Annotated in this window: 22 protein-coding genes and 1 riboswitch; of the genes, 11 read left to right on the top strand and 11 right to left on the bottom strand. The window is 38.0% G+C overall.

Features of this window, described 5'->3' with window-relative positions:
* Window positions 1–78 precede the first annotated feature (78 nt).
* Window positions 79–942 (top strand): nucleoside phosphorylase, encoded by an 864-nt coding sequence (locus tag VGE44_RS09515; protein WP_331078352.1) that lies wholly within the window; start codon window positions 79–81, stop codon window positions 940–942.
* Here VGE44_RS09515 and VGE44_RS09520 read toward each other — a convergent pair.
* The 3 genes from VGE44_RS09520 to mqnE are packed head-to-tail and all read right to left on the bottom strand — an operon-like array spanning window position 937 to window position 3,469.
* Complete coding sequence (locus VGE44_RS09520; RefSeq protein WP_331078354.1) at window positions 937–1,656, bottom strand: menaquinone biosynthesis protein; 720 nt, start codon at window positions 1,654–1,656, stop codon at window positions 937–939. The two genes, VGE44_RS09515 and VGE44_RS09520, sit on opposite strands and share 6 nt — an antisense overlap.
* A 2-nt stretch (window positions 1,657–1,658) precedes the next feature.
* On the bottom strand, window positions 1,659–2,279 hold the full coding sequence (locus VGE44_RS09525) for a histidine phosphatase family protein (protein WP_331078356.1): 621 nt from the start codon (window positions 2,277–2,279) through the stop codon (window positions 1,659–1,661).
* Complete coding sequence (gene mqnE, locus VGE44_RS09530) at window positions 2,276–3,469, bottom strand: aminofutalosine synthase MqnE (RefSeq protein WP_331078358.1); 1,194 nt, start codon at window positions 3,467–3,469, stop codon at window positions 2,276–2,278. Before mqnE ends, VGE44_RS09525 begins: the two co-directional genes overlap by 4 nt.
* Window positions 3,470–3,667: 198 nt before the next feature.
* On the opposite strand from mqnE, the gene VGE44_RS09535 reads away from it, so the two are divergent.
* The 4 genes from VGE44_RS09535 to VGE44_RS09550 all read left to right on the top strand — a co-directional run bounded on the left by VGE44_RS09535 (window position 3,668) and on the right by VGE44_RS09550 (window position 8,957).
* Window positions 3,668–4,783 (top strand): PLP-dependent aspartate aminotransferase family protein, encoded by a 1,116-nt coding sequence (locus VGE44_RS09535; RefSeq protein ID WP_331078360.1) that lies wholly within the window; start codon window positions 3,668–3,670, stop codon window positions 4,781–4,783.
* Between the two features lie 139 nt (window positions 4,784–4,922).
* Window positions 4,923–5,028, top strand: a riboswitch (SAM riboswitch).
* Window positions 5,029–5,281: 253 nt separating this feature from the next.
* Entirely contained in the window at window positions 5,282–6,586 is a 1,305-nt protein-coding gene (locus VGE44_RS09540; RefSeq protein WP_324486950.1) for an O-acetylhomoserine aminocarboxypropyltransferase/cysteine synthase family protein, read from the top strand.
* A 70-nt stretch (window positions 6,587–6,656) separates the two neighbouring features.
* Entirely contained in the window at window positions 6,657–7,718 is a 1,062-nt protein-coding gene (locus VGE44_RS09545) for a homoserine O-acetyltransferase family protein (protein WP_331078364.1), read from the top strand.
* A gap of 6 nt (window positions 7,719–7,724) precedes the next feature.
* Window positions 7,725–8,957: a homoserine dehydrogenase gene (locus VGE44_RS09550; RefSeq protein WP_331078366.1), complete on the top strand. Its 1,233-nt coding sequence runs from the start codon at window positions 7,725–7,727 to the stop codon at window positions 8,955–8,957.
* A gap of 50 nt (window positions 8,958–9,007) precedes the next feature.
* Here VGE44_RS09550 and VGE44_RS09555 read toward each other — a convergent pair whose 3' ends face one another.
* The 4 genes from VGE44_RS09555 to VGE44_RS09570 are packed head-to-tail and all read right to left on the bottom strand — an operon-like array spanning window position 9,008 to window position 14,918.
* Window positions 9,008–9,679, bottom strand: coding sequence for a GDSL-type esterase/lipase family protein (locus tag VGE44_RS09555; RefSeq protein WP_331078369.1), 672 nt, complete (start codon window positions 9,677–9,679; stop codon window positions 9,008–9,010).
* Window positions 9,680–9,726: 47 nt separating this feature from the next.
* Window positions 9,727–11,070 carry a dihydrolipoamide acetyltransferase family protein gene (locus VGE44_RS09560; RefSeq protein WP_331078371.1) on the bottom strand — a complete coding sequence of 448 codons (1,344 nt, stop codon included), beginning with the start codon at window positions 11,068–11,070 and terminating at the stop codon, window positions 9,727–9,729.
* Between the two features lie 49 nt (window positions 11,071–11,119).
* Window positions 11,120–12,370 carry a competence/damage-inducible protein A gene (locus tag VGE44_RS09565; protein WP_331078373.1) on the bottom strand — a complete coding sequence of 417 codons (1,251 nt, stop codon included), beginning with the start codon at window positions 12,368–12,370 and terminating at the stop codon, window positions 11,120–11,122.
* Between the two features lies 1 nt (window position 12,371).
* Entirely contained in the window at window positions 12,372–14,918 is a 2,547-nt protein-coding gene (locus VGE44_RS09570; RefSeq protein WP_331078375.1) for a putative LPS assembly protein LptD, read from the bottom strand.
* 80 nt (window positions 14,919–14,998) lie between these two features.
* Between VGE44_RS09570 and VGE44_RS09575 the strand changes: the two genes are divergently transcribed.
* Window positions 14,999–15,913 (top strand): N-acetylmuramoyl-L-alanine amidase, encoded by a 915-nt coding sequence (locus tag VGE44_RS09575; RefSeq protein ID WP_331078377.1) that lies wholly within the window; start codon window positions 14,999–15,001, stop codon window positions 15,911–15,913.
* A gap of 96 nt (window positions 15,914–16,009) precedes the next feature.
* Entirely contained in the window at window positions 16,010–16,954 is a 945-nt protein-coding gene (locus VGE44_RS09580; RefSeq protein ID WP_331078379.1) for an MlaD family protein, read from the top strand.
* A gap of 7 nt (window positions 16,955–16,961) precedes the next feature.
* On the opposite strand, the gene VGE44_RS09585 is transcribed toward VGE44_RS09580, so the two are convergent.
* From VGE44_RS09585 to VGE44_RS09600, 4 genes are all read right to left on the bottom strand, one after another.
* Entirely contained in the window at window positions 16,962–17,873 is a 912-nt protein-coding gene (locus VGE44_RS09585) for a ribonuclease Z (protein WP_331078381.1), read from the bottom strand.
* A 25-nt stretch (window positions 17,874–17,898) separates the two neighbouring features.
* Entirely contained in the window at window positions 17,899–18,270 is a 372-nt protein-coding gene (locus tag VGE44_RS09590) for an STAS domain-containing protein (RefSeq protein ID WP_305364498.1), read from the bottom strand.
* Window positions 18,271–18,313: 43 nt separating this feature from the next.
* Window positions 18,314–19,261 carry a phosphoribosylaminoimidazolesuccinocarboxamide synthase gene (locus VGE44_RS09595; RefSeq protein ID WP_331078384.1) on the bottom strand — a complete coding sequence of 316 codons (948 nt, stop codon included), beginning with the start codon at window positions 19,259–19,261 and terminating at the stop codon, window positions 18,314–18,316.
* Window positions 19,262–19,323: 62 nt separating this feature from the next.
* Complete coding sequence (locus tag VGE44_RS09600) at window positions 19,324–20,286, bottom strand: PhoH family protein (RefSeq protein ID WP_331078386.1); 963 nt, start codon at window positions 20,284–20,286, stop codon at window positions 19,324–19,326.
* A gap of 104 nt (window positions 20,287–20,390) precedes the next feature.
* Between VGE44_RS09600 and VGE44_RS09605 the strand changes: the two genes are divergently transcribed.
* Genes VGE44_RS09605 through VGE44_RS09620 form a run of 4 tightly spaced genes read left to right on the top strand, consistent with a single transcriptional unit; the run spans window position 20,391 to window position 23,933 of the window.
* Window positions 20,391–21,170, top strand: coding sequence for an SAM-dependent chlorinase/fluorinase (locus VGE44_RS09605; protein ID WP_331078388.1), 780 nt, complete (start codon window positions 20,391–20,393; stop codon window positions 21,168–21,170).
* Complete coding sequence (locus VGE44_RS09610; protein ID WP_331078390.1) at window positions 21,167–21,451, top strand: antibiotic biosynthesis monooxygenase family protein; 285 nt, start codon at window positions 21,167–21,169, stop codon at window positions 21,449–21,451. The genes VGE44_RS09605 and VGE44_RS09610 overlap by 4 nt, the downstream gene beginning before the upstream one ends.
* A gap of 11 nt (window positions 21,452–21,462) precedes the next feature.
* On the top strand, window positions 21,463–22,002 hold the full coding sequence (locus tag VGE44_RS09615; RefSeq protein ID WP_331078392.1) for a hypothetical protein: 540 nt from the start codon (window positions 21,463–21,465) through the stop codon (window positions 22,000–22,002).
* A 53-nt stretch (window positions 22,003–22,055) separates the two neighbouring features.
* Window positions 22,056–23,933 (top strand): ABC transporter ATP-binding protein, encoded by a 1,878-nt coding sequence (locus VGE44_RS09620; RefSeq protein WP_331078394.1) that lies wholly within the window; start codon window positions 22,056–22,058, stop codon window positions 23,931–23,933.
* Window positions 23,934–23,959: the final 26 nt, after the last annotated feature.

Raw genomic sequence — 23,959 nt, forward strand, 5'->3', positions numbered from 1 at the left:
TTGAATATTTACCAGAATAAAATGTTTATTTAAAAATTACCTTAAATAAATTGGACCAACAATAATTTATAACCGATAATGAACAAGATTTCAGAGGCTGATTTGATACTTAATCCGGATGGAAGTATATACCATTTGAATTTATTGCCCGAAGATATTGCTGATACAGTTATTACAGTTGGTGATCCTGATCGTGTTTCTGAAGTTAGTAAGCACTTTGACAGGATTGAATTAAAGAAAGGCAAACGGGAATTTATCAGCCATACAGGTTACCTTGGTTCCCGCAGGATAAGCGTTCTTTCAACAGGTATTGGCACAGATAATATTGATATTGTGTTCAATGAGCTTGATGCTCTTGTAAACATTGATTTTAGCACAAGAACGGCTAAGCCAACCCTTAAAAGCTTAAATATCATTCGTATAGGAACATCAGGTGCAGTTCAGGAAGAGATTCCTGTTGGCAGTATTATGGTTTCGGAGTATGGTATAGGTTTGGATTCCCTGATGCAATACTATCTGCATCAGCTTTCTGGTGATGAACATATGATTCTGGATGCCATAAAATCACATTTTCATCATTTTAAAGGAATTTCGCCATATATCACAGCGGCAGACCCTGATTTAATTGAAACTATTGGCAATGGTCTGGAACGCGGTATAACGGTCACCGCTCCCGGCTTTTATGCGCCACAAGGCAGACAGGTTCGTGCTAAAGCCTCCTTTCCGGGTTTAATTGAAGATATCAGATCATTTTCTACCGGAAAACACAGAATCACGAATCTTGAAATGGAAACAGCTGGTATTTATGCCCTTTCAAGGGTTCTGGGACACAAGGCCTTATCTGTAAATGCAATACTGGCAAGCAGACTGAAATTTGAGTTTGCTCCAAATCCTGCGAAAATCATAAACCAGGCCATTGAACTTGTTTTGAGCAGATTATAGTGTCCTGATTAAGTCGTGAAATTTTGCCAGGGCTATGAGTTTATCTTCATCGAGGTTAAAATCGATCTTATTCATAAGATAATCTTCCAGGTCAAGATTCTCAACCTTATCTAAACCTGAGATTACCTCCTTTCGGTGATCGAGTCCATATTTCAAGGCTTCGTTAAATGCAATTTTAAATTCTTCAGGAATATGTTTATTGGATGCCCAAACAGCAAAAACAAAGGGTAAGCCTGTGAATTTATACCATTCGGCAGCAAGATCATACTGATATGGATAATGATCCCTGTTTGAGAAAGTCCGGTCGCCTATCTGCACAAATGCATCTGCCATATCGGTTACAACAAATTCAGGATTAATTTTCCAATGATACTTCAGTAATATTTTTGACAGATTGTTGGAGGTGCGGGATTGGGCATCAAGTTGTAAACTGCTAATTTCCTGAATAGGTTTGTTGCTGAAAATAAAGACAGAATCGACGTTGCCTTTGGCTCCAATGCAGTAATTTGAAATGATCTGGTAATCATTGATATGAAGTAAAGCTGCAACAGGAACTAATCCTATATCTACTTGATTATCAATAAGTTTATTTGCACATTCTGAAGGAATATCTAAGCTTAAATCTATTTGATCCAATATGCCAGAATGCATAATTCCGTAGACAAATGGTTTGGAGTTTGTATAGCTAACAGCTGAAACTTTTATTTTAGTCAAAACTAAGATAGTTTGTTTAAATGGTTTGTGTTATTAAATTCAAGGATATGAAATTCCTTTCCATCATATCCCAATTTATAAAGAGTGGTATTGGAGTGCGGAAATTCATCCATTTCGGCAAGAGGGCGATTTGTTAGAAGGCAAAGAAATAAACGCATTGCACGACCATGCATGCAAATCAGAATATTTTGATCACTATTCTCTTCGATCAGGTGCTCAAGGACTATTAATTGTCTTTCCTTAACCTCCAAAGGACTTTCACCTCTTTCAAATTTATGATGAAGTTCACCAGCCCTCCATTGAGTTACCAGGTTATGAAAATGAGAAGTTAACTCTTCAGTGCTCTCTTGTCCTTCATGAATTCCCCATCCAAGCTCATCAAGGCCGGGATATTGCACCCATGGTATGTTAGAATCTATAAATTTTTGAACAGTTTGGTGGGTTCTTTTTAAGCTGGACGTATAAATTTTATCGAACGGAATTTGCTTATAGGCCTGATAAAAGGCTTCAGCCTGTTCCTTTCCTTTTTCATTCAAACTTGTGTCCATCCCTCTGCCCTGAACTATTCCCAGTTTGTTCAGGTCTGTTTCACCGTGACGGATAATGTATATTGTTTTCTTCAATTCAGAACGGGTAACTTATAAAATTTCGGCTTTTCATCTTCCGGGAACTGATAATCTTTATAATCAGTGATCACATTATAAAGTGTGTCGCGCTCAATAGGGTGTCTGCCAACCTGTTTGATCAGTTCAACCAATTCCTGAGTGCTCATGGCAGGATTTTGTTCTTCAGCACCTGCCATAGAATAAATCTTTGTAGTATCATCCAGTGTGCCATCAATATCATCTACACCAAAATTTAAGGATAACTGAGCAGTACTACGACTGATCATTGCCCAATAGGCTTTAATGTGATCAAAATTATCAAGATAAATGCGAGAGATTGCATAATTCCTAAGATCTTCAATAACTGAAACTTCAGGAACATGGGACATTTGGTTATCCTGATTCCGGAATTTCAATGGAATGAAGGTTTGAAAACCACCTGTTCTGTCCTGTAATGAACGTAGCAGATCTAAATGGTCAATACGGTGTTTAAATTCTTCAATATGTCCATAAAGCATCGTAGCGTTAGAGCGCATCCCTAATTTATGCCACTCCTCATGGATTTGAAGCCATTGTTCACCTGTACATTTATCCTTAGCAATCTGTTCTCTTATCTCAGGGTGAAATATTTCGGCACCACCACCCGGGATAGAATCCAGACCGGCTTCCTTCATTAATTTCATTCCGGTAGCATAATCAATCTTCGCTTTCTTAAAAATATAATGGTATTCAACCGGAGTTAAAGCTTTGACATGAAGCTCAGGACGATGCTTATGTATTGCTCTAAAGAGCTCTGAATAAAATTTAAGATCGTATTGAGGTAACACTCCACCAACCAAATGAACTTCTGTAACCGGTTCGGAATCGTATTTCCTTACAATTTCCATCATGTCTTCCATTGTATATTCCCAACCCTGTGATCTTTCCTTAATCAGAACAGAATAGGAACAGAATTTACAGTCGTAAACACAGAGATTAGTAGGTTCTATATGGAAATTGCGGTTAAAATAAGTTTTATCGCCATGACGCTTTTCGCGGATATAATTGGCGAGAACACCCAAATAACCCAATTCTCCCTTTTCATAAAGCAGAATACCTTCTTCAAAGGAAATCCGTTCATTTAGCTTAACTTTTTCTGCGATTGCTCTCAATTCAGCAGAAAGATTCTTGTCCAGTAAAAGCAGGTCCAGGTTTAATTCGGTGTTCATTATTTTCTTTGTACAAAAATACGGAAATGTATAGATTCATTATCATACGCAGGTAAAAGCATTAGAAATAAATCCTTTTATTCTTCCAGGGTAATTAAATACACGCATTTGTAATTAAATGTGAAAAATTGAGTCCAATTTTTATTCTTTAATTAACTTGAACAAAATTTGAGAAACAAATTCAAATATTGAAATAAAATGAAGATTGAAACCATAGCTATACATTCCGGTAATAAAATAGATGGAAATACAGGGGCTGCAATTCAGCCTATTACCCTATCTTCTACTTTTGAACGGGGTGAAGATGGCGGATATCCTGGAGGATTCATGTATTCCAGGATAGATAATCCGAACAGGAAATCACTGGAGAATGTAGTCGCTAAACTTGAAGGGGCAGAGGACGCTGCGGCTTTCTCATCAGGAAATGCCGCAGGAGCTGCAGTTTTTCAGGCTTTAGGCGCAGGATCACATATAATTGCTCCAGATGATATGTACCACGGTCTCCGGAATCAATTATTACAGGTTTTTGAAGGAATAATCGAAGTTAGTTTTGTTGATCTGGCTAATACAGATGCAATCAGGAGTGCTATCAAACAAAACACCAGACTAATTTGGGTTGAAACCCCTTCAAATCCACTACTAAAGATCAGTGACCTTAAGGCAATAACTGAATTGGCTAAATCCAGAGGTATTCTTGTAGCCTGTGATAATACTTTCAGTACTCCGGTATTCCAAAAACCTCTGGGATTAGGATGTGATTTGGTTATGCATTCCTCTACTAAATATTTTGGAGGGCATAGTGATGTAGTTGGTGGTGTACTTGCATGCAGGGAAAATGATGATCTATGGAAGAAAATTAAGAATGTCCAGGTATTATCAGGGGCAATTCCCTCCCCTTTTGATTGTTATTTGACCGTCAGGGGCATTAAGACACTTCCATACCGCATGCGCGGACATGCACAAAATGCAGCAAAGGTTGCAGCATTTTTGGATTCGCATAATCAGGTTGAAAAGGTCTTTTATCCGGGTTTAAAAGAACATCCGGGCCATGATATCGCCAAAAGTCAAATGAGTGATTTTGGTGGAATGGTATCTTTTTTGGTAAAAGGTGGTGCCGCGGAAGCCCGGAAATTTGTGAACTCAGTAAAGATATTCACTCAGGCTACCAGTCTGGGTGGTGTTGAAAGTCTGATAGAACATAGGGCCTCTATTGAGGGACCTGATACAAAAACCCCTCAAAATCTGATTCGAGTTTCTGTTGGATTGGAGAATGCTGATGATCTGATTCAGGATTTGAATCAGGCTTTAGGTTAAAAAATAAAATTAATCATTTGTTAATCAGCTAGTTGCTTATCGTTTAAAAATTTAATTTGGTTTAAATATATTCATACTACTATATTTGAAATATTATTTGGTAGCAATATCAATCTGTCTTCAATAAATTTACTTTATTGATTTATACAGAAGTGGCGAGAGATCAGGCTCTATGACCCACTGACAACCCCCCGATCGGTTTCGGGGAAGGTGCCAATTCCTGTCCCGAAAGGGAAAAATAAATTCATATTGAAAATGAAAAAAGACCAATCTACAGCTCCTGTATTTCCGAAAGCGGAACTTACAACCCCATCACAAACTCCTTTCTATTCTGCATCATCAACGTATTGTTGTATATGTATGAATTTTGATTCTTGTTGTTAAGTCCTATTCTAAGGTAAACACCTTATAAAAGGAAAAAACAACAATCCAGTTATTTTGATATCTCTTTTACAACATTTTAATTTAATTAAAAATTAAACCTAACATTTAATAATTATGTCAGCTCAAAATTTAAAATTCGAAACTCTACAGATTCACGCAGGTCAGGAAGTTGATCCAACTACAGGATCACGTGCCGTACCCATCTATCAGACTACATCTTACGTTTTTAACAGTTCAGAACATGGTGCAAATCTGTTTGCACTAAAGGAATTCGGAAATATTTATACCCGTTTGATGAATCCAACCACTGATGTGTTCGAAAAGCGTGTAGCCGCACTTGAGGGCGGTGTTGCAGCACTCGCTGTTTCTTCCGGACAGGCTGCTCAGTTCATTGCATTGAATAATATCCTGCAGGCGGGTGATAATTTTGTAACCTCTTCATTTCTATATGGAGGTTCATATAATCAGTTCAAAGTTGCTTTTAAACGTTTGGGCATTGAAGCGCGCTTTGCCAATGGTGATGATCCACAGAGCATTGATTCTTTAATCAATGATAAAACCAAAGCTATCTATCTTGAAACGATCGGAAATCCAAGTTTTAGTATTCCTGATTTTGAGAAAATCGCAGAGATCGCTAAAAAACATGATCTTCCATTAATCGTAGATAATACTTTCGGTGCAGCCGGATACCTGTTTCGTCCATTGGAGCATGGAGCTAATGTAGTAGTTCAATCAGCGACTAAATGGATTGGTGGACATGGAACCAGTATAGGTGGAGTAATTGTAGATGGTGGAAATTATAATTGGGGAAATGGTAAATTCCCGCAGTTCACTGAACCATCTGAAGGCTACCATGGTTTAGTATTCAATAGCGTATTTGGAATCGGTGGTCCTTTTGGAAACATACAGTTCATCATTCGCGCCAGGGTAGAAGGATTACGTGATTTCGGACCATCACAGTCACCATTTAACTCTTTCCTGCTAATTCAGGGTTTGGAAACATTATCACTTCGTGTTCAACGCCATGTAGATAATGCATTGGAACTTGCAAAATGGCTTGAAAGTCATCCTCAGGTTGATAAAGTTGAATATCCCGGATTAGCAAGCAGCCCAACACATGAACGAGCTAAAAAATATCTTAAGAATGGCTTTGGTGCTGTACTTTCATTTGAAGTTAAGGGTGGAAAAGAAGCTGCCATTAAATTTGTGGATAACCTAAAGCTAATCAGTCACCTGGCCAATGTTGGTGATACCAAAACATTAATCATTCAGCCAAGTGCAACTACCCATCAGCAATTAAGTGATGCCGAACAATTGGCAGCAGGAGTTAAACCATCTTCGTTAAGGGTTTCAGTAGGTATTGAGCATATTGATGATATCAAAGCTGATCTGGAGCAGGCTTTTGCAGCAATAAAGTAATAAACACGTTATTAATTAAGAATAAGAAGGACCTCCCCGATCTGTTCTGGCCTGGGGAGGTCAAAATAATATGAATACAGAAGCTATTTATAAACACAAAAAGCCTTTTCTGCTCGAAAGTGGCCAAAAGTTAAAGGATCTGGAGATCGCTTATCACACTTATGGTACTTTAAATGCGAAAAAGGATAATGTGATTTGGGTTTGTCATGCTCTGACTGCAAATTCTGATGTTTTTGACTGGTGGAAAGGACTTTTTGGTGATAATTGTCTGTTTAATCCGAAGGAGCACTTTATTGTTTGTGCAAATGTAATCGGATCACATTATGGCAGTACAAGCCCCCTGAGCCTGAACAGTGCTACAGGACTACCCTATTTTCTTTCCTTTCCTGATTTTACTGTACGTGATCTTGCAGCAGCACATAAGCTTTTGGCAGATCATTTGGGCCTGCCTCAGATTGGATTATTAATCGGTGGTTCACTAGGCGGCCAGCAAGCAATGGAATGGGCTATTTTGGAGCCTCAAAGAATTAGAAAACTAGTGCTGATCGCAACAAATGCGCAACATTCAGCATGGGGAATTGCCTTTAATGAAAGTCAGCGACTGGCAATTACTGCCGACCGCACCTTTTATACCCCTTCTCCTGATGGAGGTAAAAAGGGATTGAAAGTGGCGCGCAGTTTTGCTTTATTGTCGTACCGTACTTACGGGACTTATGCAACAACCCAGATGGAAGTAAATCCTGATAAACTCAGTGATTTTAAGGCATCCTCCTATCAAAACTATCAGGGAGAAAAACTGGTAAACCGTTTTAATGCATACAGTTATTGGTATCTGACTAAAGCGATGGATAGTCATCATGTTGGTCGTAAAAGAAATTCGGTAGAAGAAGCATTAAAGTTAATTCAGGCAAAAACATTAGTCATTGGGATTAAAAATGATGTTCTTTTCCCGATAGAAGAACAACAGCTACTGGCAAATCATATTCCCAATGCCCGTTTTACAGAGTTGAATTCATTTTACGGTCATGATGGATTTTTAGTTGAAACAGAAATTTTAACACAGGTGATTGGAAATTTTTTCAGAGCCGCAGATTCAGATAATAGCGTAATAAGTTTGCATAAAATAGCATAATATAGAATGAGTAAAAGACTGACCATAGGATTATTTGGCTTTGGCGTTGTGGGCCAGGGTTTACATGATATTATAAGTACCAAGGATCTCAATATTGAGATTAAAAAAATCGCAATAAAAAATCCGGAAAAAGAACGAATTCTGCCTGAGCATTTATTTACGACCAATCCTGATGATATTCTAAATGATCCGGACATTAATACGGTTATAGAATTAATCAATGATGCAGATGCAGCTTATGAAATCGTTACCAGAGCATTAAAAAGTGGAAAAAATGTAGTTTCTGCGAATAAGAAAATGATTGCAGAACATTTGGATGAGCTGGTGAATCTGCAGGAAAAATACAATGCATCATTATTATATGAAGGTGCTGTTTGCGGAAGTATTCCAATCATTAGGAATCTTGAGGAGTATTACGATAATGAATTACTTCACTCCATCAGCGGTATTTTTAACGGATCTTCGAATTTTATCCTTTCTAAGATTGCCAATGAGGGTCTTGAATATGCGGAGGCTCTGAAACAGGCTCAGGAACTTGGCTTTGCTGAAAAGGATCCTATACTTGATGTTGGCGGTTATGATCCAAAATACAAGCTTGTTATTGCCGCAGCCCATGCTTATGGAGTTTTTGTGAAGCCTGAGCAAGTATTAAACATTGGGATCCAGAATTTTTCAGCTGCTGATCTTCATTTTGCGCAAGAGCATCAGTTAAAGATCAAACTAGTTCCAACTGCGAAGAAACTTGATGATAAAGAACTAGCATTATATGTTATTCCTAAACTGGTTCCCAAGAGTGATTTTCTTTATAATGTTGAAAATGAATACAATGCGGTATCTGTAAAAGCTGCATTTGCAGACCAACAATTATTTTACGGAAAAGGTGCGGGAGGCCACCCAACAGGATCTGCCGTTCTATCTGACGTTGCAGCTTTGCGATATGATTACCGTTATGAGTATAAGAAATATCATCATGATAAGAAACTAAAGCTTCAGAATGACCATATCATACCGGTTTACATCCGTTATAATTCTGAGAGCCTGATCAATAATATTCATTTTGAATTTATTGCTGAACAACATAAAAGTATTGAACTTAGCTATGTGCTTGGTGGCGTAAGAATCAGTGAATTAATAGCAAAGAAACGAGATATACTAAATGATGGGGCTTTTTTAGCTCAGGCTGGTGCATTAACTGAAAAATTTGAGGAGTTAAAGCGATTAAAGCTTGAAAAAGCTTAATTGATTTGGTTTCTAATTAAAAAAAGGTCCTCCAATATTGAGGACCTTTTTTAATTCTTAAGATATGGTTTTATCGCCTTTTGCCAGATCAGATATCCACTCTTATTCATATGAAGTTGATCTTTGAGAAAAATATCCGGCATTGGACTTCCATCGGCTAGTATCATCTTTGAATAAACATCTATATATCCCGATTTAGAATGTTTCTTTTGGAATTTTCTGATCATTTCATTCGCGCGTCGCATTTCAGGAAGGTATTTTAACCTTGATATGCTGGGCTTCATTGAGATATAGATGATCTCGGTTTTCGGAAGCGCTGATCTGATCATACCATGCAAGCGGGTAAAACGATTGAAAATAGTGTCTGCAGTTGTATTTGTTCCGGATGGGAAGTCATTTTCACCACAATAAATCAATATCTGGGCGGGTTTGTAGGGATAAATAATGTTTGGCGCATAACGAATTACATCAGGCAAACTGGACCCACCAAATCCGCGATTTATAATTTTGTGCTCCGGAAAATATTCCTGGACATCTTTCCAGTTTGTAAAAGATGAGCTGCCAACCAGAAGTATCGCATTTTCTGGTGGAAATTCTAAACTATCCTGCTTTAAAAAAGCGTCAATTTGTGCCTGAAATGGGAATTTTTGCTGCGAAAACGCAGAACTTCCATTTGCCAGCAATAACACAAATGCCAGTATATAAACTATATTCTTTTTCATGCAGCAATATATAATCTTCTGAACTAAATCAAATGAACCTCAATCATTTATATTTCACGATTCACATCCCAGGATTCAAGATAATCAGCAACTCTGCGAACGAATGAACCTCCCAGCGAGCCATCTACAACCCGGTGATCGTATGAAAGTGAAAGAAACATCATATGTCTGATTGCAATTACATCGCCAAATTCTGTTTCTATTACAGCAGGTTTCTTCTTAATAGCACCTACAGCCAAAACAGCAACCTGCGGTTGATTAATAATTGGTGTGCCCATAATATTGCCAAAGGTTCCCAGATTGGTCATAGTGAATGTTCCGCCTTGCGTTTCATCAGGCTTTAATTTTGAAAGACGGGAGCGGCTGGCCAGATCATTTACTGCCTTTGTTAGTCCGTAGAGATTTAGCTGATCTGCATTTTTTATGACCGGTACAATCAGATTACCACTTGGAAGAGCAGCAGCCATTCCAATATTAATATCACGCTTCTTGATGATCTGAGTTCCATTAACAGAAATATTGATCATTGGAAGGTCCTTTATAGCTTTCGCAACTGCTTCAATGAATATAGGTGTAAAAGTAATCTTCTCTCCTTCGCGTTTCTCAAATGAATTTTTTACACGATCACGCCATTGCACAAGGTTTGTAACATCGGCCTCAACAAATGAGGTAACATGGGCAGAAGTTTGTTTACTCATTACCATATGGTCCGCAATCAACTTGCGCATGCGGTCCATTTCTATGATCTCATCCCCACCTGAAACAGAAACCGAAGAGGTTTTTCTCTCCTTCATCTGTTCAGGTACCGGAACAGATGAAGGTAATTCTTTACTAGCTACTTCAGTTTGGACAGTTTTGCCCGAACTTATAAAATCGATAATATCTTTCTTGGTAACCCGGCCTTCAGAACCCGTTCCTTTAATTTTATCTAATTCGGCAGGACTGATCCCCTCTTCTGCTGCCATGCTCTTGACCAAGGGAGAATAAAAACGGCCTGAATTACTGAAATCAATTGGTTTTGTACTTTCCTCTTGATTAGCAGCAGCTAAATCCGGAATTCCATCTCTTTGAACGTGCTCTTCGACCTCCGTAGGCAATACAGGCGTAAAAACCTGTTCTGATGGAGGGTTTTCTGCCTTTGTTTCAATAGCCTCAGTCTCAATTGTTGCGATTACGGCACCAACCTGAACTATTTCATCTTCCTTAAAAAATATTTCGACAAGTTTTCCTGATACAGGAGATGGGACTTCTGAATCGACCTTATCAGTAGCAATTTCCAATACAGATTCATCAATTTCAATTTGGTCGCCAGGCTGTTTAACCCATTTTATGATTGTAGCTTCGGCAACACTCTCACCCATTTTTGGAAGCACTAATTCGTATAAAGCCATAGTAGAGTATTTTAGAGAATTGGTTATCTAAGTGCAAAATTAAACTTTTTCAATAAACCTGTTCCTCTTTCATTAATTTATAAAGCAAAACGAGCGCTGTTGTTGCTGATCTTTCAATATTCTGAATCCTTTTATTACCAAAATTATATTTTCTGGTAATGGTTTTCGATTTACCTGTTACGGCAATCCAAATTGTTCCAACAGGTTTTTCTTCTGTTCCTCCATCAGGGCCGGCGATTCCGCTAACAGCTATTGAATAATCGGAATGAAAGGCAGAATGTGCTCCTGCAGCCATTTCTTTTACTGTTTCCTCACTTACGGCTCCATAATTCCTCAATGTTTCCTTTGAAACCCCCAGAATACTCATCTTCAGTGAATTTGAATAAGTAACAGCGCCACCCAAAAACACCTTACTGCTGCCAGGATGTTGTGTCAATTGATGGGAAATGTATCCCCCGGTACAGCTTTCTGCTAGTGATAAAGTCAGATTTTTGGACTCCATAAAATCCATAATTACTTTCTCAATCGGGGTATCATTGTCTGCTATTACAAATTCAGATACCAGATCAAGAATCTTTTTGGCGTAAACATTAATTTCCCTGTTTAATAGATTTTCATCATCTCCACTTCCGCTTAAGCGGATCCGGACAGTACCCAATTTAGGCAAATAAGCTAGTTTAATATGCTCAGGTAGCACGTCTTCAACAGATTCAATCTTCTCCGCAAGGATAGATTCCCCTATTCCTGCGGTTAGAATTGTATGATGAAGAATCACAGGTAAGTTGAATGCTTTCTTGATTTTCGGAATAACTTGTTCTTCCATCATATACATCATTTCGAATGGAACCCCCGGCATTGAAACATATATTTTGTCTTCATGCTCTATCCACATTCCTGGTGCTGTACCGTTTAAATTAAGAAGAGTGATACAGTTTTCGAGGACTTCAGCCTGCTTAATATTCGATTCAAGCAGAGGGGCCTTATATTTTGAGAAAATCCGCTTCACGTTTTCTAATGCATCCTGATCTAAGCGGAAACCAGTTTTGAAGTATTCTGCAAGTGTATTTTTAGTGATATCATCTTTCGTGGGCCCCAGGCCACCAGTGATTAGAATAAGGTCTGCCCTGTCTTTAGACTCATTTAAAGCCTCCAGAATGTGCTGACGGTCATCTGAAACGGATGATATCTGTTTAACCAATATTCCAGCCAGGTTGAGCTTTTGAGCCATCCAGGCAGAATTGGTATCAACTATCTGTCCGATCAGTATCTCATCTCCAATTGTTATAATTTCTGCTCTCATATTAAAAGTTGTTATAGGCATCCCGGCGTTTGCTGAGTTTAAGATCCTGAAGAATCGAGGCTTTAACTCTCAGATCGACACTATAGAATTTATAGGTTCCAATTGGTGACCATCTGAATGAAAGATCCCAGCAATGAAGGTCACGATAAATAGAAAATTGGGTTAAACTAAGTTTATTAGCCTGAAAATCGTATCCGGATGTATACTGAACCTTCCATTTCGGTGTTACATTAAAATCTCCGAAAACATTAAGTGTATTTGATATGCTAGATTGGAGTCCATTAACTGAATAGTTAAAACTATAGGCTGCGCTGACATTCCAGGGGATATTGAAATCAACAAAAGCATTGGGATCTCTGCTTATAGCGTTTAACTCTTCCTGCTGTTTTGAAGACAGATTTTGCTTGGACTTATCAATCTGATTTAAGTTTTCATTCCTGCTTTTAGCTGCATTAGAGTTAAAACTAAAATCAGTAGATAATCCAAAATTGGTTAATCGAGCCAGTTTTCCGGATTTTAGTGCGAACTTATCGATTCTGTAACCATCCTTATCAATTGAATATGGGTCAAGTGTTCCATAGAAATTTATCCCGATCTTCTCTTTAAAGAATGCTGTTCTTCCTGAAAAACCGATAGTTGATAGTTTGAAATTTTCGGCAGCAAAATTGTAATTGCCCGAAAAAGTCAGGCTTTGTAAAATCGGGATATTGACAGAATTCTTAGACGAGTCTGCAGTGGATTTGACCTTAGCTTCAACATTATTATCGAAACTGAATCCGATTCCAGCTACCCTTCCAGCAGAAGGAGAACCAAAAACTGCATTATCATAAATTGAATATCTGGTTTTTATCGCTGAAGTATCTCCCTGGAGGTTGCGAAAATACCCGTAACGATCAGAGCCGAAATCGGGACGGTAATTAAAATTGACCGAAGGTGTCATAACATGCCTCAAGGCGATTAAATTCCCTTTTTTAAAATTGAATTTGCCATAAAGTTTAGTAGCTAATCCGGTATTTAAATTATAATCATAAACCCGGCTGAAGCCCTGAATTGTATCTGTAACCTGTGCAAAACCTGATGCAACCGGGTCCAGTCTTTTTCTTATAGTTTGCAAATACCATTTCTCACTGTATTGCATTCCGGAATTGAACTGAAAATATTTTAAAATGTTCAGAGATAAGCTGATTGGAATATCATGTTGGATACCGTTTCGGAAGTCCTTTAATGTTTCCTTTTTAAACAATTTATATTCTTTCGTATTGATTGAATTACTTCCCTGCATACTATAGCCAACACTTAACCTCTGATACCATTTCTGCTCCCCGGCTCTGTCTTTTGAATCAAAAGGATTTAGAGTCGTCATATTTAAACTAAAACGGGGCAGATCAAGAAATACGGTCTGCTGTTCAATATCCTGGGAATGTGAAAGACTGGAAGAAAAATTAAACAGACCATTTGCGAATACTTTACCGTAACTGATACTTGATGAAAGTGTATTTCTTGCGATCTCGGTAGGGTTGTAAGTACCTGCTGCACCTGTATTCTGGAAATACGATCCAGTTCCTGCATTAACCGATGCACTGAAGGTGGTTCCCGGATTTGCCAGTGGGCTTTGTGAATGACTCCAGGTTAAATTAAAATCCTTATTCGGTTTTTTATAGGATGGAGTCCCTTCTACCCCATTTTTAGTAGATGCAAACCTGAAATTTAATCCTCCATCATACTTGTAATTTTTCCGGTATCGTGCCGCAGTTCCCAGTTCATAGGATCCTTTTGAATATAGAGTGCCTCTTGTCGAAAGGTCCCAATAGTCGTTTAAGCCTAGATAATACCCCAAATCACGCATAAAAAAGCCCCGGGTGTCTTCTCCGAATGTTGGAAATAGCAATCCCCCTGATCTTTTATTTGGCTTTGGAAAAAAGCCGAATGGGACACCCAGAGGTAAAGGTACATCTTCAATGACCAGGTAAGCCGGACCGGTTATGATTTGTTTATCAGTTGCAATCCCCCTGCTTATGTGAATACCGAAATGCGGATGAGGTAAATTACAGGTACTGTAAATGCCTCTCCTGAAGAAACCTTCATCATACTGATTCTTTTTAAACTGCTGTGCCTGTAGGAAGCCACCCTCAACATCTGTAAAAACTCCGTAGGATTTACCTTTTTTGGTTTTATAATTAAAAAACAGAGAATCAGTACTTAATGGGGGTTCAGCACCCTGCATAACCAAAGGTTTTCCGATATATCTTTTGTTAACCGGATTAGTTCTTCCCTTGGCAAAAATGCTGTTATTCTTCTGATCAAGGCGGATATAGTCAGCCTCAATCTCAAAATCTTCATACTTTACACGGGCTTTTCCATACAAAAAGACTATATTGTTGGTCATATCGAAGATTGTTGAATCTTCTGCCGCATAGGTTACTTTTGAAGTTAATGAACCTGAATTTTTTATTTTTTTTGTTACAGTATCTGTTTTTGTGCTTGCAGCGCGCAATGTTGTATCAGCTGGAGCGTTATCAGGTCGCAGAACAGCTCGTTGTGCGTACACCGACCTATTAACGCATACAGCAAATATTATGGCTGCAAAAAAATATATAAAAATGGATCTAATAAATTTCAAATTCGGTGATGAATACTATTTTTGCAATGATAGATAATAATATGCGCTCAAAATTAATCAAAAATATAGCATTGATAAGATTCATTAACGTTTTACTGACAGTCCTTATTTTCTCATGTCAATTTGCTTCTGCTAATTCTGTTAGTGATACCCCATACCGGATAAAAACTATTGTTGTTGATGCGGGGCATGGTGGTCATGATGGTGCAACTAAGGGTCTCTTTTCCAGGGAAAAAGATATCGCATTGCAGGTAGCACTTCGTTTGGGAAAAGCAATTGAAGAGAATTTAAAAGACGTTAAAGTTATATATACGCGTACAACTGATGTTTTTGTTCCCCTTTATGAGCGGATTGGTTTGGCTAATCGAAATAAGGCAGATTTGTTCATTTCCATTCACTGTAACTCAATGCCAATTAAAAAAGTGATTAGCGGGTACCGTAAGGACAGCCGTGGTCGTCGTATTCCTATTTATAAGACAGTACAAAGTACATCCACTAAAGGTGTAGAAACTTTTGTTTCAGGATTTGGACGTCTGGATGAGCAGGATGTTGTTATGCGTGAAAATGAATCCATCCTCCTCGAGAAAGATTATAAGGACAATTATGATGGTTATGACCCGAAAGATCCGGAAAGTATAATTCTATTATCTTTGATGAAAAATGCTTTCAGGGAACAGAGTATAAAGCTGGCATCTTTTATGCAGGATGAATATATTCTGAGTGGCAGAATTGACAGAGGGGTTAAGGAACAAAGTCTGGCAGTGTTAGCCCGGGCTGGAATGCCGGCCGTTCTTACAGAGATTGGTTTTGTTTCAAATCCTGAGGAGGAAGAGTACATGAATTCTGAATTGGGACAAAATGAAATTGTTGGCAACTTATTGAAAGCAATTCAGACATATAAAAAACAAGCCGAGCTTGAATAATCAATTTGTTAAAATCAGATATATTCAAATGGTGGTCATCTGAATATTATTACATATCCTGATAAGACTTGAGCAGGATAAAACGATAAAAGATTAATGAAAATAACAAACGAAACCAAAGTAGGTGTATTGGCGGCAGTAGCCATAACCGTATTAATTGTAGGTTATAGCTTCCTGAAAGGTAATGACGTATTTTCACGTGAGAATGAATTTTATGCCATTTACACCCGAGTTGACGGATTGACAGTATCAAAGCCTGTATTGGTGAATGGATATCAGATTGGTCGGGTTTCAAGTTTGACATTGCAGCCTGACGGGAGAATACTCGTTCAATTTAAAGTCGACCCGGAATACGCAATCCCCAAAAATACAATAGCGAAATTAGAGAGTACGGATCTTCTTGGAGGAAAAGCAATTGTTTTTGAACTGGGAAGCGGTAGTGATTTTGCTGCAGATGGAGATACGCTAAACGCCAATGTTAAAAAGGATCTAATGGATCAGGTTGAACCGGTACAGAAGAAAGCAGAACAGATCATTGCCAGAATGGATTCGGTACTAACTTCAGTTAACAATACTCTAAATCCTGAATTTCAAAGGAATTTTGACCGTAGTTTTGCAAGTATAGCCAGGACACTGGAAACACTAGAGAAAACCACACGTACGGTAGATGGTCTTGTAACTAATCAGAGTTCAAAAATATCCGGCATTATGACTAATCTGGAGTCTATTTCTGCCAACTTCAAGAACAACAACTCAACTATTACTAAAATTGTTGATAATTTTGAAAAGATTTCAGATGATGTTGCCAAGGCTAATTTCGCCCAAACTATCACTGAAGCGAATAAAGCGGTTGCTGATCTTCAAACTGTCATAAATAAAGTAAATTCTGGAAACGGTACATTAGGTCAGCTAATTAATGATGAGCGTATGTATAATAATCTGAACAATGCCGCTGCAAATCTGGATAAATTAATGATCGACCTGAAAGCGAATCCAAAGCGTTATGTAAGTTTCTCGGTTTTCGGCGGTAAGAAAGATTAATTAAGAATTAAATCTGAAAGGTTTGTCCTTCAACTGCGAGTAAAGTTTCAGGAAATATACTTTTTGCTTCTTCCAGCAAGGGTTCCAGTTCGCGATACCGTGCCGAAAAATGACCGACTAGCAGTTTTTTTACATTTGCTTTTAACGCAACTTCACCAGCCTGAAGTGCCGTTGTGTGAAATGTTTCCTCTGCTCTCTCGAGCATATCATTCATAAAAGTCGCTTCGTGATATAACATATCTACCTTGGAAATATAATCCAAATATTTCCAGCTGCAAATTGTATCAGAGCAATAAGCATAGGTTTTAGGCTGATCAGCTTCCGTAGTTAATTCTTCTGCAGAGTATACTTTTCCCTTCTTGTCTGTAAAACTCTGGCCCTTTTTAATCAGGGGTATCATTTCCGGGGGAATTGACAAATCATCGATCTTTGATTTGATCATCTTTCTGAGTCTTTGCTTTTCAGCAAATAAAAATCCGGTACATGGTATACGATGATCTAATGGAAAGCTGTCTACTACAACATCATAACTTTCAAATATTCTGTATCGCTTGTCATCAGCAGTTGGCCGGAAGTTTATGGGGTATCTGAGGGTTGTTTGAGAATGTTTGAATTGCAGATCAATAATTTCCTTTAATTCTGCAGGTCCGAAAATATCCATAGGCTTGGTACGCCCGTTTAAATGCAGAGACGATAAAAGTCCTACCAGGCCTAGGTAATGATCACCATGTAAATGGCTGATGAAAATCTGGTCGATCCGGTTTGCCTTCAGACCAAAGTTCAGTAATTGATTTTGTGTGGCTTCTCCGCAATCGATGAGAATATACTTCTCATTAACATTTAATAACTGGGCAGATGGGTTACGATTGAATATCGGAGTTGAAGAACTGCTGCCCAAAATAGTGACTTCAAATTTCATGAGCAGTTTTATTGGTAGTATTCTTTCAGTTCCTCTTTAATTCTTTTTCAATCTCTTCCATAAAAATAAGATCAATACCTTCATCTACAGATCCAACAATATTCAGAATATTCTCAAGCTGTGAAATAGCAATTAATCTGGAGATATTTTCATTGATTCCTGTCAGAATAAAAATACCATCTGAGTTTTTACAAATTCTATGTCCAACCAGCAAGCTGCTCAAACCAGAAGAATCAGAGTATTTGACATTTGAAAGATCCAGAATGATATTTCGCTGACCTTCTGTGTTGCTGAGAATAAGCTCAGATTTAAGCTGAGGCGAAATTAAACTGTTTAATTTATTCTCATTCAGCTTGATTAAAACGTATTTTTCGTGTTTATCGACAGTGAATTTCATAATCTTAAAGTTAATTAAACAATAGCTATTTACAATAAAATAATTAACTCAACCTATTGATAGCTTCAATTATGTTGTTCTCAACTCTTTTAAGCGCATTTGAATGATCGTGTTTAATGAATTTATCCCCGGTAATTTGTTCGTATAACTCGATATATCTATCCGAGATAGATTTAACAAATTCTGGTGTCATTTCTGGGATTAATTGATCTTCTTTACCTTGAAATCCATTATCAATCAGCCATTTACGTACAAATTCCTTTGATAACTGCTTTTGCTGTTCATTGTTTTTCTGACGTTCTTCGTAACCTTCTCTATAAAAATAACGGGAAGAATCGGGAGTATGAATTTCATCAATAAGGTGAATTTTGCCATCGGCTTTTCCGAATTCATACTTTGTATCAACCAGTATTAATCCCTGATCTGCAGCCATCTCGGTTCCTCTCTGGAACAATGCACGGGTATATTTCTCGAGCTGAATATAGTCCTCCTCTGATACAATATTTCTACTAAGGATTTCCTCTCTTGAAATATCCTCATCATGTCCTACTGAAGCTTTAGTAGTGGGCGTAATAATTGGTGCGGGCAATTTATCATTTTCTTTAAGTCCCTCAGGAAGGCTTACCCCGCAAACAGAACGTTTGCCTGATTGGTATTCACGCCATGCATGCCCGGCAAGATAGCCTCTTATCACCATTTCTACTTTAAAAGGGTCGCATATTTTGCCAATTGTTACATTTGGATCGGGCACATCCAGAACCCAGTTGGGAACAATATCCTGAGTAGCAGCCAGAAATTTAGCTGCAATTTGATTCAGAACCTGTCCTTTGAAAGGAATAGGTTCAGGTAGCACCACATCGAATGCAGAAATCCTGTCGGTTACCACCATTACCAGGAACTTATCTTCAATTGTATAAACATCACGGACTTTACCTTTATAAAATTTGCTTTGCTTAGGCAAATTAAAGTGTGTTTCTTTGATAGCACTCATTTTTTAGCTTGTTTGATTTTGATTGTAAAAATCTGAAAAATGGAACTAATCCACTAAAATTATTACTGGATATCCCCGTAGGCTCTCAGAATGTTTTTAACGAGTTTATGCCTTACCACATCATCTCCATTAAGATAGATAATTTCTATACCCTTTATCTCTCCGAGAATCCTCAATGCGGTGTTCAAACCTGATTGCTGCTTTCTGGGCAAATCAATCTGAGTTACATCACCCGTGACTATGAATTTAGCGGTTGGACCCATACGGGTCAGGAACATTTTTAATTGCAGATCAGTTGCATTTTGAGCTTCATCAAGAATCACAAAGCAATTATCCAGTGTTCGACCACGCATAAATGCAAGCGGGGCAATCTCAATAGTCCTGTTTTCGAGAAAAACTTTTAGTTTATCAGCCGGTATCATATCATCCAGAGCATCATAAAGCGGACGCAGGTATGGATCAATCTTTTCTTTCAGATCTCCCGGAAGAAAACCAAGGTTCTCCCCTGCTTCAACTGCAGGTCTTGTTAATATAATTCGCTTTATCTCCTTGTTTTTCAATGCTCTAACAGCTAAGGCTACTGCCGTATAGGTCTTGCCTGTTCCAGCTGGTCCGATTGCAAAAATTATATCATTTTTACTGATACTGTCAACCATTTTACGCTGATTGGCAGTTCTTGCTTTAACTACAATACCATTCGGACCAAATACAATAGCCTCTGCACCAGCACCGCTTTTTGCTGCTGCATTTTCTGAATCTGAAATGACCTGAATACTGGTTCCTAAAAGCTGTTCAAGATTACTTATCGTCAGGGTCTGGAATTTATCAATATGATTAATTATATCCTGAAATTTCTGAGAAAAAAGATTCAACTCTTTGTCGTCACCAAGTACTTTGACCTCATTACCTCTTGCTACAATCTTTATTTTGGGGAAATGCTTTTTGAATATTTCAAAATACTCATTATTTGCTCCCCATATAACAACAGGGTCCACATTTTCGATGCTCAGATTCAGTTCGTTCAAGTTGTGCTTATTTTTAGTACAGGGGGTGATTATTTGAGATTAAAATTCAATATTTGTACCGTTATAATCTATCGCAAGAATAACAATAAATATTCACATTTTAAATGGCAATAATTACTTTAACTACCGATTTAGGGTATAAAGATTTTTATCAGGCTGCTCTTAAAGGAAGTATACTTAGCCAGTTTGCAACAGCCAATATTGTGGATATCAGCCATGACATTTCAGCCTTCAATATTCCTCAGGCTGCCTTCATATTAAAGAATTCATTTCACTATTTTCCAAAGGGGACGGTACATCTGATTGGTATAGATTCGGTATTTAACGAAAAGACAAAATATCTCGCTTTAAAATACAGGGATCATTATTTTGTAGGTTCTGATAATGGTATATTTTCATTGCTGTTCGATGAGGAGCCTTCAGAAATTGTGGAACTAAATATTATGCAGGACCTAAAGTACCTGCATTTTCCGCTTTCAGATATTTTTCCGAAGGCAGCAAGTCATCTGGCAAAAGGCGGCAAATTGCAGGATATTGGAATTCCAGTGTCAGGTATTGAAGAAAAGATGACTCTCCAACCTGTGATTGAAAGGGATATCATTCGGGGAAGTGTAATCTATATCGACTCTTTTCAGAATATTATTACTAATATCACAAAGGAAGTATTTACCCGGGTTCAGCAAAATCGTAGTTTTACGCTTTATTTTAAAAGAAATGAGTCAATTACTCAATTAAGCTGGCACTATAACGAAGTTCCGGAAGGTGAAAAGCTTTGTCTTTTCGGAATAAGCAACCATCTTGAAATAGCTATCAATAAGGGGAATGCCAGCGGCTTGCTTGGACTGAATCTGAATGATATAGTCAGAATCGAATTCAAATCATGATTACCAGAGTAGTAAAAATGACCTTTAAACCTGAAAGTATACAGGCTTTTAAAGAGATTTTCTATGCTTCTCAAAAACTAATAGGTTCGTTTGAGGGATGTAATCGGGTTGATTTAATGAGGGACATGAATAATGAATGTGTGTTTTTCACGTTGAGCTACTGGGACAGTGAGGAAGATCTGAATTCATACAGACAATCTTATCTGTTTAAGAATACCTGGTCTAAAGTAAAACCTCTGTTTTCTGAAAAAGCGGAAGCCTGGAGTTTAATTTCCAGCTAATATTAATCATTATGAAGTTTATTTGGATCATCTCAATTATTCTGGCTGCAGGAATTACTCAGGCTTCGGCTCAGAGTGATAGTTCAGCGTATGAAACACAGAGAAAAAAAATTAATAAACTTCTTGACGAGCGAAGCAGCAGGTTTGGACAATACGAAAGCAGTCTGGGAAAACGAAGCGGAATATTCGGGTTAAAAACCAAGAAGGATATGCAGTTTTCAAATGACATCCTTCGGCAAATAGTATTGACAGATAATGATATTTTTTCTGAGCTCAAGATACTCCTTGATTATAAGGATTTTGAAAAGCAGCAGGTTGAGACAAGGGCTGAAACAGTTGAGGGACGTATAGACAGATTTCAAACAACAATTACACGTCTTCAGCATGAAAATGAAAAATTAAGAGCCGAGGCAGAGAAAAATATTGCCGATTATGAGAAGCAAACCATTTATTTGTTATTACTTATTACCTTACTATTTGCGTCAATATGGTATATTTTCAAACTAAAAAAATTACCTAAGATTGATATGCACGGCAAAAATAATGCTTAAATAAAGCTAATTTTGCGAATCCCCGTTAAGGAGAAAATTACTATTACGAAAAGATGGCACGTGCTCGATTAAACAGCGGAAACGCTCAGGCTGAAGAACTCCCCAAGGCAAAAATCAATAAAGAAAGTATTAAACAGGTAATGAGATTATTAAGTTATCTCAAACCTTATCGTACAAAATTTTTTCTTGGCTTAATATGCCTGATACTTTCGAGTGCCAGTTCATTTTTGTTTCCACTATTAATGGGAAGATTGATTGGGACTGGTGCCCAGACAGAACAGGGTGGAAAGATGGTTCCAAGTGAGATTCTGGATGTTTTTCCAACTGATATTAATACAGTAGCCCTTACCCTACTGGCAGTATTGTTTATTCAGGCGATCTTTTCATATTTCAGGATTAACTGGTTTGTTGAAGTAGCAGAAAAAGGTCTTGCGGATATTCGTCGTGATACCTATCATAAGCTCATCACCCTACCTATGAATTTTTTCTCCCAGAGGCGTGTTGGAGAGTTGAATAGCCGTCTTTCAGCTGATCTTTCGCAGATACAAGACGCCATAACTACTACTCTGGCTGAAATGATCAGACAAATCATCATTTTTATCGGCGGAATTACTTTTCTGATTCTGGTATCCGGTAAACTGACTCTTATGCTTTTAGCGGTACTACCAATTCTGGTAGTTGTTGCAGTTACCTTTGGGAAGTTCATTCGGAAAATCTCGAGACAGGCACAGGATAAACTGGCTGAATCAAATACCATTGTCGAAGAAACACTCCAGGGGATTACTAATGTAAAGGCATTTGTAAATGAATCATTTGAAGTCGGCAGATATAATAAAAGTGTACGTGAGGTTGTTAAGATCGCTATGCGTGGTGCAAAATTCAGAGGTATATTTGCTTCATTTATAGTTTTTTGTCTGTTTGGAACCATTGTTTCAGTGGTTTGGTATGGGTCACACCTTGTTCAAACCGGCGAGATCAGCATCGCCAGTATGTTCACTTTTATTTTGCTTTCAACTTTTGTGGGGGCAGCGATGGGAAGTTTCCCTGAATTATACGCTACGATGCAAAAAGCCTTTGGAGCAAGTGAGCGAGTTTTAGAAATACTTGCTGAAGAGAATGAGCCAATCTCAATGGATCAGGAAAAGAATGCTATTCATCAAAGGATACATGGAAATTTAGATTTTCAGGATGTAGTATTTTCCTACCCTTCCAGAAAGGAAATTACTGTATTAAATGGAGTATCTTTTGAGGCAAAAAAAGGAGAAAAAGTGGCAATTATAGGACCCAGTGGTGCTGGAAAATCTACCATCGCAGGATTAATTCTTCGCTTTTATGAAACTCAGTCGGGTTCATTACTGTTTGATGGTATTCCTTCGACTGAATTTTCCCTGACGGACATTCGGAATCAGGTAGCTATTGTACCTCAGGATGTCTTATTATTTGGTGGTACCATTCGTGAAAATATTGCTTATGGCCGATTAAATGCTAGTGAAGAAGATATACTCATGGCCGCAAAGCGGGCAAATGCCCATGAATTTATAAGCGGTTTCCCTGAAGGATATGGTACGCTTGTTGGTGAACGCGGGGTTAAACTTTCTGGCGGGCAACGTCAGCGAATTGCAATAGCACGGGCTCTTTTGAAAGATCCGGCATTGCTGATACTTGATGAAGCTACTTCATCTCTGGATTCCGAGTCAGAACGTCTGGTACAGGAAGCATTGGAAGAGTTAATGAAGAACCGTACTTCCATCATCATTGCCCATCGGCTTTCAACTATACGCGAAGCTGATAAAATTATAGTTCTGGAGAAGGGCAAGGTTATAGAGAGCGGCAAACATTCTGAATTGATGAAAAATGAAGGTGGATTATACCGTTACCTGAGTCAGTTACAACTCGAAATTCAGGAACCTGAAGAAAAAAATATTATTTAAGCTGCATTCTATTTCAATTGCCAGCC

Source organism: Daejeonella sp., from assembly GCF_036405355.1.
Classification (GTDB): domain Bacteria; phylum Bacteroidota; class Bacteroidia; order Sphingobacteriales; family Sphingobacteriaceae; genus Daejeonella.